Origin of the sequence: Pleomorphomonas sp. PLEO (genome assembly GCF_041320595.1) — a bacterium.
GTDB lineage: Bacteria > Pseudomonadota > Alphaproteobacteria > Rhizobiales > Pleomorphomonadaceae > Pleomorphomonas.
This window is the reverse complement of the sequence record NZ_CP166625.1, coordinates 313,108-324,634: the sequence shown is the minus strand read 5'-3', so window position 1 is coordinate 324,634 and position 11,527 is coordinate 313,108. Positions and strand designations below refer to the sequence as shown.

The 11,527-nt window shown below is 55.7% G+C and carries 8 protein-coding genes and 4 pseudogenes; 8 read left to right on the top strand and 4 right to left on the bottom strand.

The features are described 5' to 3' along the window. Positions 1–118 precede the first annotated feature (118 nt). The 6 genes and pseudogenes from AB6N07_RS01345 to AB6N07_RS01320 form a co-directional block, all read left to right on the top strand. Positions 119–885 (top strand): IS5 family transposase gene (locus tag AB6N07_RS01345; RefSeq protein ID WP_370676031.1). Its coding sequence is split into 2 segments (ribosomal slippage): positions 119–434 and positions 434–885, totalling 768 coding nucleotides; the frame shifts between segments, so codons are not numbered across the junction. A gap of 179 nt (positions 886–1,064) precedes the next feature. Continuing rightward, positions 1,065–1,601, top strand: a complete 537-nt coding sequence (locus tag AB6N07_RS01340) for a serine O-acetyltransferase (RefSeq protein ID WP_370676034.1) — start codon at positions 1,065–1,067, stop codon at positions 1,599–1,601. A 370-nt stretch (positions 1,602–1,971) separates the two neighbouring features. Next, positions 1,972–3,396, top strand: a complete 1,425-nt coding sequence (wzy, locus tag AB6N07_RS01335; RefSeq protein ID WP_370676033.1) for an O-antigen polysaccharide polymerase Wzy — start codon at positions 1,972–1,974, stop codon at positions 3,394–3,396. A gap of 407 nt (positions 3,397–3,803) precedes the next feature. Continuing rightward, on the top strand, positions 3,804–5,060 hold the full coding sequence (locus AB6N07_RS01330) for a glycosyltransferase (protein ID WP_370676032.1): 1,257 nt from the start codon (positions 3,804–3,806) through the stop codon (positions 5,058–5,060). Between the two features lie 198 nt (positions 5,061–5,258). Beyond that, positions 5,259–5,780: pseudogene (locus AB6N07_RS01325) on the top strand (serine O-acetyltransferase); the annotation flags it as partial. 86 nt (positions 5,781–5,866) lie between these two features. Then, positions 5,867–6,109: pseudogene (locus AB6N07_RS01320) on the top strand (IS630 family transposase); the annotation flags it as partial. 60 nt (positions 6,110–6,169) lie between these two features. On the opposite strand, the gene AB6N07_RS01315 reads toward AB6N07_RS01320, so the two are convergent. Further along, positions 6,170–6,936, bottom strand: a protein-coding gene (locus AB6N07_RS01315) for an IS5 family transposase (protein WP_370676031.1) whose coding sequence is annotated in 2 segments (ribosomal slippage) — positions 6,170–6,621 and positions 6,621–6,936 — 768 coding nt in all. Because the reading frame shifts where the segments join, the coding sequence is not laid out codon by codon here. A 719-nt stretch (positions 6,937–7,655) separates the two neighbouring features. Between AB6N07_RS01315 and AB6N07_RS01310 the strand changes: the two are divergent. Beyond that, positions 7,656–7,841 (top strand): annotated as a pseudogene (locus AB6N07_RS01310) (IS630 family transposase); the annotation flags it as partial. A 1-nt stretch (position 7,842) separates the two neighbouring features. Here AB6N07_RS01310 and AB6N07_RS01305 read toward each other — a convergent pair. Further along, positions 7,843–8,556 carry an SGNH/GDSL hydrolase family protein gene (locus AB6N07_RS01305; RefSeq protein WP_370676030.1) on the bottom strand — a complete coding sequence of 238 codons (714 nt, stop codon included), beginning with the start codon at positions 8,554–8,556 and terminating at the stop codon, positions 7,843–7,845. A gap of 344 nt (positions 8,557–8,900) precedes the next feature. On the opposite strand from AB6N07_RS01305, the pseudogene AB6N07_RS01300 reads away from it, so the two are divergent. Next, positions 8,901–9,171 (top strand): annotated as a pseudogene (locus AB6N07_RS01300) (IS3 family transposase); the annotation flags it as partial. A 38-nt stretch (positions 9,172–9,209) separates the two neighbouring features. On the opposite strand, the gene AB6N07_RS01295 reads toward AB6N07_RS01300, so the two are convergent. Both AB6N07_RS01295 and AB6N07_RS01290 read right to left on the bottom strand, forming a co-directional pair. After that, a complete protein-coding gene (locus tag AB6N07_RS01295) occupies positions 9,210–9,824 on the bottom strand; it encodes a plasmid pRiA4b ORF-3 family protein (protein ID WP_370674001.1) in 615 nt (204 codons plus the stop codon). Then, positions 9,821–11,473, bottom strand: coding sequence for an IS66 family transposase (locus tag AB6N07_RS01290; protein WP_370676029.1), 1,653 nt, complete (start codon positions 11,471–11,473; stop codon positions 9,821–9,823). Before AB6N07_RS01290 ends, AB6N07_RS01295 begins: the two co-directional genes overlap by 4 nt. Positions 11,474–11,527 lie beyond the last annotated feature (54 nt).

Genomic DNA, 11,527 nt, shown 5'->3' with positions numbered 1-11,527 from the left:
TTAGGTTATCGAATTGGTGTGTCGGTGCCTTGATCCATCATGCTAGGCCGTAAACTCATAAATTCGCTTGGCGTTTGTGGGGTCGCATGATTCAAGGCTTCCGAAAGGGGAAGCCTTGATGACGCGTCGCCGGTACGAACTCACCGACCATGAATGGTCGATCCTGTCGCCGTTATTGCCCAACAAGCCGCGTGGCGTTCCTCGCGTCGATGATCGTCGTGTGATGAACGGCATCCTTTGGCGCTTCCGGACAGGATCGCCTTGGGCGGAAGTCCCCGAGCGCTACGGCCCGCCGACCACTTGCTACAATCGCTTCGTTCGCTGGCGGAAGGCCGGCGTCTGGGATCGGCTTCTTGAAGCGGTTTCCTCCGCCTACGACGGCGACATCGTCATGATCGACTCGACCTGTGTCCGCGTTCACCAGCACGCCGCCACGGGAAAAAGGGGGATGGATACGATGGCGGCATGGGCGGAGCAGACAAAGGTTCCGGCGATCTGCAAGATCGCTGGAATGGCTGCGTAGGGCGTTCCCGCGGTGGACTTACGAGCAAAATCCACGCGCTCGTCGACGCTGAAGGTCGCCCCGTCACCCTCCGTCTGACGGGCGGACAGGTTGCCGACTGCACCGAAGCCGACGCCCTCACCGATGACCTCGGCGAAGGCGACATCCTACTGGCCGACAAGGGGTATGACAGCAATGCCATTCGGGCCAAAGCGGCTGAACGGAAGGCCTGGGCCAACATTCCGCCGAAGACCAATCGCAAGGGCACCTTCTCGTTCTCGCGTTGGGTCTACCGGCAGCGAAACCTCGTGGAGCGGTTCTTCAATCGGATCAAACAGTTCCGGGGCATCGCAACGCGCTACGACAAGCGGCCAGAAAACTAGCTCGCCGCTGTTAAACTCGTCGCAGCGAAGATCTGGTGCCAGAGCTTATGAGTCTACGCCCTAGGCGTGTGTGCCGGGTTAGGTGGGTGTGTATTTCTTGAGGCGGCGACGAACTTTCCTGTGGGCGTCGCAGCGAGAGATGGCAAAGGTAAAAGCGTATTCACGTGAGAGCTGTGACAATGTTTGGTAGCATGGATGAAGACTGGCTTGCTGACAAAGCGAGAGTGCCCGGAAGGTGGGCTTTCTTCCGCGAGCAGTCGTTGTGGGCAATTTGGGTTTACAGATTCGGGCAACGAGTCCGCAAGAGACGTAGCGGAGTTGTTAAAAGAATAAAATATATTATCTACAAGATACTTTCGACGATGGTGGAGACTTCGACCGGCATTAGGCTTCCGATTGAGTGCAAGATCGGTAAAGGCTTGCGGATTTGGCATTTTGGCGGAATATTCGTTAATATAAATGCTGTATTGGGTGAAAACTGCACTCTGAGACAAGGCGTTACTATCGGAAATCGATATAACGACCAAGTCGCGCCGGTTATAGGTGATAACGTGGAGATCGGGGCATACGCGCAAGTGCTTGGCGGCATAACGATCGGAGACAACTGCAAGATTGGTGCGTTAACCGTCGTGCTTGACAGTATGCCGGAGGGATCCACGGCTATCGGGCAGCGTGCAAGGATAATAGTGAAAAAGGCCGAAGAGCAGATAGCTTGATCCTGAGGGGCGCGGCAATGTGTTTCTCCCCGACGTGGTTGTAATGCGTTGGAGCTGGCTTGAGAGCATGATCCGAGCCACTCTCGCTGACCGCCCGAGGCGGTCTCAAGATGACGGTGGGGTGTTGGTCGGGTTGGATTGGGGTCTGTTAGCTGACCATCGCCTGCGTCTCTGGGTCGGTGCCGGATTACCCCAAACGGGTCTCTGTGCTTATGTCCACATACAATAGAGTTCGCTAGTATCGAGACGCGACTTGGATGTTACTGTTGGTGCGGCGTTGTCGGTGGCTGTCTGACGTCAAGCCGAAAAAATGAAGATTGCAGGTCAAGCGGATGCGGAGTGCATTTGCTTTTAAGATAGTAGTGGGGATATGCGGATTTTCTATATAGTGTCAATGGCACTGTGTGTAATATACGGGGTGTATGTGGTGAACCTCGGCGATATCTCATCGCCAGAGACGACATATTACCTGTCGCTTCTGTGCATATTTGTGCAGCTGGCGTCGTTTATGGTTTGGGGGGCTCATACAAAAAGCTATTTTGATATTTTGACCCTGTTTCTGCTGTCACAGGCGTTGTTTTTGGCCGGGCACCAGATGCTTTATGTATTTGGTGGCATCGAGGCGGTGGGGGGTATGGTCAACGGTTTGGTAAACCTTGATGTCGCCAACATGGCCATCTTTATGATCCTGATTTCTTTGGTGACATTCGGTCTAGGTATGGTTCTGGCGATGCACTCGGCCAGTGGGAAGGCGGATCCAGCAAACGTCGATTTCGGACGTGTGGAGAGAGAGGCAAAAGCTCTTGTTCACGTTGGCTATATTTTGCTGGCCATATCGATTGTGCCGTTTATCAACAGCCTCTCCTGGTATTCCAGCGTGGTTGGTGATGGAGGTTACGCCGCCATATATGAACCCGGAAACATCCAGTCAACGACGGTTCGTATTTCCTTCATTCTGATGGAACTGATTGTTCCCGCGGCGATTTTCCTGATCGCTAGTGGCCGAAGGAAGCCCGCATATGTAGGTGCGCTCATAACGTTAATGTATGCAGGCCTCAACTTCTATGTGGGGACGCGAGGGCACGCGATTATGCCGATTTTGGCGGTTGCCTGGACCTGGCATCGAAGAGTATCTCCAATCCCGAAAGTGTGGGCGGCTACCTCAGGTCTGATCGTCTTGTTCGTCGTGTTCCCGATTATCGCCGCGACGCGAGAGTCAAACTCAGCCGACAGATACTCAGTAGAATCTTTGCTTACGGCGTTTAACAGTATTAATAACCCCGCGATCCAGATACTTGACGAAATGGGGAGGTCGGGAATCCGGATCGTCTCCTGGGTCTATCAAATCGTGCCCGAGGCGCGACCGTTTGATTTAGGCAAGAGTTACGCCATTGCACTGTCTATTCTGGTGCCGCATCTCGGTGGCGGTGAAAATCTGGCGGACGCGAGCAAACTCTCGCTATGGATCACCACGATGATCAGGCCGGAGTGGGCTGTTACTGGAGGAGGCTTCGGCTTTTCCTACGTTGGAGAAGCCTACTTGAATTTCTCGTGGGTCGGCGTCGTCATTGTCAGTGCTATCCTGGGATATGCGTTGGCCCGGGGCGCGATCAAGGTAAAAAACAATCATTTTCCGATCGCCTTTGCCTATTGGGCCTGTATATGTGCAATTATAACCTTCTACCCGCGTTCAGAGCTGCAGCAGATTATCAGAAATATTGTGTGGTATGGCGTGGGCCCGCTCGTAATGGTAAAAATGTACTATCGGTTCGTGTTGAAAACGAAAAAGACATGATGGTCGGAACGCTCCGGCCTGCGGATGGACAACGGCGGTATGAGGCATGACAATCCCGCCTGCCGGGCACAGCCTGACAAATGCTTGACATAGGGCTGCGGGCCGAGGCCGAGAGTTTTGAGAGAACAAGTATCACCTCGGTGCCGATGCGGCGTTTCGCGCCTTGCCGAGAAGACCAAGGCCAGGCCGAGTTGCCTTCGCGATCCGAATTAGCGTTTCTCAGCGCGAGTGCTGCTCGGCAGGTCCCAGTGACGGGGCGGCACCGGCGGCTCTCCGCAGCCAAGGCGCTCTCGCCGATGGTGCGCGGATGCGCGGCCCTGAACCTTAAATTGTCAGAGGTCGGTGCGCGCGGGCGGGTGACACGAAGCAAGCTGGCCACTTGAAGTGGTCCGAACCGACAGTCGATCTTGCCGGAAGAATACCGCCGTCTCGGTGGCATAGGCTTCGCTAAAAATTCTGGTCGGGTCGAACTTAATATTTTAAGTAAACAGGTTTTCAAATTTCGAGATTCACACCAATTGCAACGGGTAGCTCTTATGGCTGGTGGGAAAGTACTGCATGTCGTCGCATCCATGGGCTACGGCGGAATCCAGACATGGTTGATCGACCTGATCAAGATTGCGAATAAGAGAGGCGTCCAAATGGACATTCTTACTTATGATGCAGTCGAACAGCCGCTCGCGAAGGTAGCCAGAGATTGCGGCTCCAACGTGTATTATGTCAGATCGCACAGGAGTATATTTAGCCTTCTGTCCGCTCTGGCCAGGGTGAATCGCGCGGGCGGTGGCTATAAATCTATTCACGCCCATAACTCCTTCCAGAATGGCCTAGTTATGCTGATCGGCCTATTTCTCCGCGTGCCTGTCAGAATCAGCCACAGTCACAACGCGCCTGTCATGAAAGAAGAGAGCCTGCCGAGAGCAGCCTACAACGCCACCATGAGGTGCATTTTACCAGTTTTCAGCACCCACCTCTTCGCGGTCAGCAACGTTGCTGGCGAGGTGGTGTATGGAAAGCACTGGAAAAAAAGCAAGAAGAGTTCGCTTGCTTATTGTGGAAGAGATTTTGAGGCTTACAAATACATTCCAGAGCGCGCGGCAAGCATGCGCGAGTTTCTCGGGCTGGCTCCATCCGCGCAGATCGTTGGTCACGTCGGAAGATTTCATCCGCAGAAGAATCACGCCTTTCTGATCGACGTATTTGAGCGAGTGTCGATGACCGTTCCCGAGGCCTACCTTGTCCTGGTTGGCGGAGGCGACGACCAGCGGCAAAGAGAGCTCGAGGATTATGTGGTGCACAAGGGGCTGTCGGATCGGGTGAAGTTCCTTGGGGCGCGGTCTGACGCCAATATTCTGCTGCAGACTTTCGACCTGTTCATTTTGCCTTCGCTTTATGAAGGGCTGCCTTTGGTTGTTCTCGAGGCGCTCTCTTCGGGGAGAAAGTGCCTACTGTCGAACAGCATAACGCACGAAGTGGATGCCATCCCCGAGCTGGTCACACGGCTGGAGCTGAGCGACGGCATTGAAGCCTGGGCTGGGGAGATAGTGCGTCTGATCGAGAGTGATTACCCCGTGACACCTGCCGAGGCCTATGACCGGATTACCGAGAGCGGATTTTCAATTGAGAAATCATTTGAAACGCTAAACAAAACTTACTCGAAGTAAGTAATTTTTCAATCTTAATATCAAAAAAGATGGTAATAAATTCACGTATACATAAAATACAATACAAATACGTAAATATTATTGCAGAAATAGAATTACAGAAAATATCTGTGTTTGAGTCGCATTGAAAATGGTTGTTTCGAGTTATTGTGCGTTATTAAAATATATTGTTTCTCTCAACAAGAGGGTCCAGAGAAGATGAATGGGTCTTTCCGAAGTGACGTATGTTCTGATATTGGGAGATATTCTGTTAAGCGGCGTTATATATTGTTATTTGTTGGGATATTTATCTATCCAGGTTTCCTTGCTGCGCTCTTCTACAGGATATCAAGTGGGGCGTTAAAATATGGGATTCTAGGAAAAATGGTATCGAAATTATTCTGGCGGGCGAATGTTCTACTAAATTCGTGTGATATATCTCCCCACGCGGTAATCGGCCCAGGTCTCTATATGCCGCACCCTGCAGGGATTGTCATTGGGGCAGCTAGGGTTGGGAGAGGGGCGACTATACTTCAAAATGCAACAATCGGTAAAAAATATACATCTCAGGCTAACGAAATTGGCAATTTTGCCGTCTTGGGTGATGGGGTTATTGTATCTTCGGGTGCCGTTATTCTCGGGCCTGTGCAAATCGGAAGTGGAGCTATCGTAGGCGCCAATGCAGTCGTGCTATCAGCGGTTCCACCGGGGCATGTTGCAGTAGGTGTCCCCGCCAAAATTCTACCGGCGCCCCCGGCAATGGGCGCAGACTGAGGGAGATGAATGACGCTGCACGCCGGTATCGATCGGTAGAAATTGAGACGCGGACGTTCCACTTCACGCCGACCTCCAGCTCATGGCTGAACGCTGTCGAAGGCTTCTTTGCCATCCTGACGCGCCGTCGGTTGCAAAACGGCGTCTTCAGATCGGTTGTCGATCTCCAGACCGCGATCAACCGGTTCATCGACGAACACAACCAAGCACCCAAGCCATTCGTCTGGCGAGCCTACCCACAGGCAATCATCGCAGCCAGAAACCGAGGGTTCCAAGCGTTGGAGTCAATCCACTAGGGCGTAGACTCATAAGCTCTGGCACCAGATCTTCGCTGCGACGAGCTTAACAGCGGCGAGCTAGTTTTCTGGCCGCTTGTCGTAGCGCGTTGCGATGCCCCGGAACTGTTTGATCCGATTGAAGAACCGCTCTACGAGGTTCCGCTGCCGGTAGACCCAACGCGAGAACGAGAAGGTGCCCTTGCGATTGGTCTTCGGCGGAATGTTGGCCCAGGCCTTCCGCTCAGCCGCTTTGGCCCGAATGGCATTGCTGTCATACCCCTTGTCGGCCAGTAGGATGTCGCCTTCGCCGAGGTCATCGGTGAGGGCGTCGGCTTCGGTGCAGTCGGCAACCTGTCCGCCCGTCAGACGGAGGGTGACGGGGCGACCTTCAGCGTCGACGAGCGCGTGGATTTTGCTCGTAAGTCCACCGCGGGAACGCCCTACGCAGCCATTCCAGCGATCTTGCAGATCGCCGGAACCTTTGTCTGCTCCGCCCATGCCGCCATCGTATCCATCCCCCTTTTTCCCGTGGCGGCGTGCTGGTGAACGCGGACACAGGTCGAGTCGATCATGACGATGTCGCCGTCGTAGGCGGAGGAAACCGCTTCAAGAAGCCGATCCCAGACGCCGGCCTTCCGCCAGCGAACGAAGCGATTGTAGCAAGTGGTCGGCGGGCCGTAGCGCTCGGGGACTTCCGCCCAAGGCGATCCTGTCCGGAAGCGCCAAAGGATGCCGTTCATCACACGACGATCATCGACGCGAGGAACGCCACGCGGCTTGTTGGGCAATAACGGCGACAGGATCGACCATTCATGGTCGGTGAGTTCGTACCGGCGACGCGTCATCAAGGCTTCCCCTTTCGGAAGCCTTGAATCATGCGATCCAACAAACGCCAAGCGAATTTATGAGTTTACGGCCTAGTCGTTCACTGGCGTCTTCGCCAGTCGTGATCTTCGCAAGGCCGAGGTATTCAGCGGGATCTCGGCTCGATTATCGTTTCGACCGTTCGTGGTTAACGGCAAAACCCTTGCGCGGACGCGGCGCCCGCGTGGGCTTGTCGGAACTTGCCTTGATCTCCTCGAACACCAAGTTCTGTTGCCCGCCTGCGTCTCTGGCCCAAGCTTCTCGGGCTGTTTGCCGTAGCGGGCTCGCTCTAGAGACTTCAGGAGCGCGACGTCAGCCGAGCGAGCCCGCCTTGACAGCTATGTTCAGGGTTTTGAGCGCGGTGATTTCTACTTCGAGACTATCAACCTGGGCCACCTCTTCTGCCATTGCCAGGGCGAACGCCTTGAGCGCTTCAAGATCATCGAGAGGGGGGCGACGGATCGCTTATTACCGAAATCACACTATAGGGCAGACAAAAATACACGTCTTTCCAATGGATTGAGCGGCATCTTTGGCCTCTTGGGTCGTCGGACATCGAGTCGATGAACGCGCCCCCAGTTGAGGCCATCATCTGCTAAGCGCTCTATGGGGCCCGTCTGGCTATTTGCCGTGGCCAGAAAAACGCGGACGTATCCAGGCGCTTGGCGTAGAGATACGCGCGGCTGCCGTACCACCACGCGATCTTGATCCGGCCCGTCAGGTCTTTATCAACGAGGCTGGGCTTTGGACGAAGATGTCGCGCCTTCACATATGGTCTCTGCGCGGTGAGCGCAGCCGGGCGACACCCCATGGTTATTGGAGGACCGGCACCTTGCGGCTGAGCGGCATGACCGCACCGCTGGTTCTCGATTGCGCCGAATCAGGACTCACCACCCGCGCGACGTGATTTCGCTCTGAACAAGCGCGCCAACCTTGGCGTATCCCCGATCATTCAGATGGATATTGTCTCTATAGTCATCGCACGCTAGCACAGTGCGAACGTCGAGCACCGCATTTGGGAAGGCCGAGCGTAGATCATTATTGATCTGGTCTATGTCCTGACCAATTTTTCCTTTTTGTTCGCTCATACGCAGGCCCTTAAGTACGCCTAAAACTAGAACCTTTTTAGATTCAAATTTTTGGCTGATCTGCTTCACATCTTCAACAATCTTTTCGCGTTGCGAAACATTGTTTCTTCCTACCCAAATCACCCCAATATCATAAGCGCCAACGGTTTCTTTTGAGAACACATCTGCAATGGCGGTCGACGTCTTGCCGCCAGCGGCGTATACAACAAATTTCCTCGGTTTATCTAGCGCTTCAATGGCGCGCTTGGGATAAGATGTTTCCTTTGAGGTTGCACCATCGCCTTGCGTTAGGCTGTCCCCAACGAAAATAATACCCGGTTCGTTTCCAACGCCTTGCATTGTGAAAAAGTTGAAATCCGTTGAGGTCCTTGACTGGCCGTTAGATGCCACCATCGGATCGGTCGAAGGCTTCTTAACCGCGAGCGGTTCAGGGAATTGTGGACAGATCTCCTGCGCAAATACATGTCCGCTGGTGAATGAAAAAAACGCCAATGCGACAAAGGTGCGCTTCAATGTATCTCTCCATTTTCGGCCAGTTATCGCCATGAATTGTTCATCGTCGCCATTATTTCATATATTGCTCGCCAACTCAACTCTAGGCCGACATTAGCCTGAATCCAGATGCTTCGGGCAGTCGCGGCTCTTACGTTGCCGTCAATCATTCGCTACTTGATATAGTCAACAAAGGGTTGGTCAACGTCGACATTATAAACGTTGCGCGTGCATTCGGCTACATCGGTGTGGACTCTTGCTGCCAAATTACGATCCGCTGCTTTGAATCGCTCTCCGACTTTGGTCCAGCGATAGCTGGAATTTCAGGGAGTTGGGGCTCAGGTCGTCGAGGATGCCGATGAGCCATTCCACAGCGGATCAAGGAGATCTGCGAAACCCGTGTCCGCTACCTCTACCGGCGTGTTCACGTGCTTTTGCGGCGTGACGGCTGGGCGTTCAATCCCAAGCAGGTCTGTGATTTTTACAAGGAGTTGGGGCAGCGGTTGGGCAATCCTCGGTACCGAAGCGGCAGGTCAAGGTAAAACTGCGCGAGGACCGTTTCCACCGACGCGTGGCAACCGGCCCCGGGCGATGGACTTTGTCCACGACCAACTGGAGGTGTGGCGCAAAATCCGTAACCCTCCGCCGAAGGCCGCAGAGGCGATTGTTCGCGCTTATTTCGGGGCTCTTCGCCTTGGTGTCCATCGTTTGGCGAGTTTTTCGAGGGACGCTTCAATGGCTGGGATGTCCACGGCGGCTGGGTCGTAGGTTTCGATGCCCCACCATTCGCGGATTTCCTGATGGCGCTCGTGGTTAGGATCGGCAAGTGCTTGTCGCGCTTCCATGAATCCCCATGGACCGCCACTGTCCTCGGGCGGGCAGGCTCCTGAGGCTTCGATCAGGCAAGGATAGGAGACGCCATCGATCGCCGGCATGATCTTCTCGATCTTGATCGAGTGCTCCCAGCCATCGCCGAAGTCGTAGAGATATTTGAACGACTTGGCGCCGGTATCCTCAACGATGTCGATGAGCCTCGCCTTGCGGGCATCCATTGGACCGTCGCCCCAGCCGTCGTCGGGAAGGCCGAAGCCGACACCTTTGAAGACCAGTTCGTAGAGATGGCTGTTGGACCAGCCGATGGCGGCCTGCAGCGCCTCGTGCAGCCGATCGAGGCGAATGTTGAGCGGCACATCCAGCCGCCGCATGACTTGAGGCTCGACGTCGTCGAGCACAACCTTCAATCTTGCAACGGAAGTGGCCGTGCCTGTCGATCTCGGTGAGCGCGTCATGCTGCCAGGGGCTCCTCGGTGGAGGCTTTCCAATTCCACGGCAGAAGCTCGCCGATATGGCCCTGCGGCAGTTCGGCAATCCGGGCAAGGACATCGGCGAGCCAAGCTTGTGGATCGATGTCGTTCATCTTGGCGGTCACGATGAGACTGGTCATCATGGCAGCACGGGTCCCGCCTCGGTCGGAACCTGCGAACAGCCACGACTTCCTGCCAAGGGCGAGGCCACGCAACGCGCGTTCGGCGGCGTTATTGCTGAGGCAAACCCGGCCATCGGAGAGAAAGCGCGTGAAGGCAGGCCAGCGCTTGAGCACGTAGTCGATGGCTTTGGCAACTTCGCTGCCGCGCGAGAGCTTGGCGCGCTCCGCCGCCATGTAGTCATGGAGATCGTCGACAAGCGGTCGGCTCAGTTGCTGGCGAGCTGACAGTCGTTCCTCGGCTGGCTTGCCATTGATATCCCGCTCGATGGCAAATAGGGCATCGATCCGCCTGATGACTTCGAGAGCGATCGGCGAGACAACCGGCGCCACCCGGCCTTTGGACTGGACCTTCCGGCGCGCCGCCGCCTCGATGTCGGCCATCAGGAAGAACGGACGTCGTGCATGAACCCAGCAGGCCGCCTCCAGCAACGGGCCTGGTTTACGGTCTGGAGCATAGAGCCCGGCATACCCACCATAGGCATCCGCCTGGAATAGGCCGCTATAGCCTGCAAGATGCGCCTCCGGATGCTCCCCGGCACGATCCCGCGAGTAATAGAACACGGCTGCCGGCGGTTCGGGACCGCCGAAGGGGCGATCATCCCGCACGTAGGTCCACATCCGCCCGGTGATCGTCTTGCCCTTGGCCAGAACAGGCACCGTGGTGTCATCGCCATGCAGTCGCTCGGCAGTGAACACATGGGATTCCAACCGCTCGAACAAGGGCTTCAGAACGAAGGCCGCCGCTCCGACATGATCGGCCAACGTCGACAGGCTGAGAGCGACACCCTCGCGGGCGTAACGCTCGCTCTGCCGGTTGAGCGGCTGATGCTGACCGAACTTCTCGAACAGGATCATCGCCAGCAGGTTCGGCCCGACATGCCCGCGCGGGATGACATGAAACGGCGCCGGCGCCTGACTGATGGCTTCGCAGTCGCGGCAGGTGAACTTCTCGCGGACCGTCTCGACCACTTTCCACTGACGGGGGATGACCTCCAGCGTCTGGGTGATGTCTTCGCCCAGCTTGCGCAGCCGATTGCTACCACAACAGGAACAGTTCGTCGGACCGGGCACGATGACACGCTCGCGCGGCAAATGGGCAGGGAACGGCCGGTGCGAGGGCCGCTGGCGTGCAAAGGACGACACCGTCGTCGTGCGCCTGGCACTCGCTTCGGCTGCCAGTTCGTCTTCCGTCGCCGCAGCCTCAAGATCAGCCAGTTGCAGTTCCAACTGATCGAGAAGGCGGACAGTCCGCTCCGAATGGGGGCCGTACTTGTCGTGCTTAAGCTTCTCGATGGTCAGTTTGAGATGGGCGATCAGGGCCTGATCTTCGCTCCGCCGGGCTCGTTCGGCGGCGAGTTCCGCAGCCGCATGCTCGGCTTCAGCCCGTGCAATACGGAGCGCCGCCTTCAGCGCGTCGATGTCATCCCCGGGCGTGGCCAAGTCGTCTTCCATGGCCAGATTGAATCACAAAAACAGTGCGTTGACCAATAATTTTAGCCCCATCCG

Excerpts from the sequence above, each read along its gene's own strand:
- wzy (WP_370676033.1), top strand. The coding sequence starts at position 1,972 with ATGCGGATTTTCTATATAGTGTCAATGGCACTGTGTGTAATATACGGG.
- AB6N07_RS01340 (WP_370676034.1), top strand. The coding sequence starts at position 1,065 with ATGTTTGGTAGCATGGATGAAGACTGGCTTGCTGACAAAGCGAGAGTG.
- AB6N07_RS01290 (WP_370676029.1), bottom strand. The coding sequence starts at position 11,473 with ATGGAAGACGACTTGGCCACGCCCGGGGATGACATCGACGCGCTGAAG.
- AB6N07_RS01295 (WP_370674001.1), bottom strand. The coding sequence starts at position 9,824 with ATGACGCGCTCACCGAGATCGACAGGCACGGCCACTTCCGTTGCAAGA.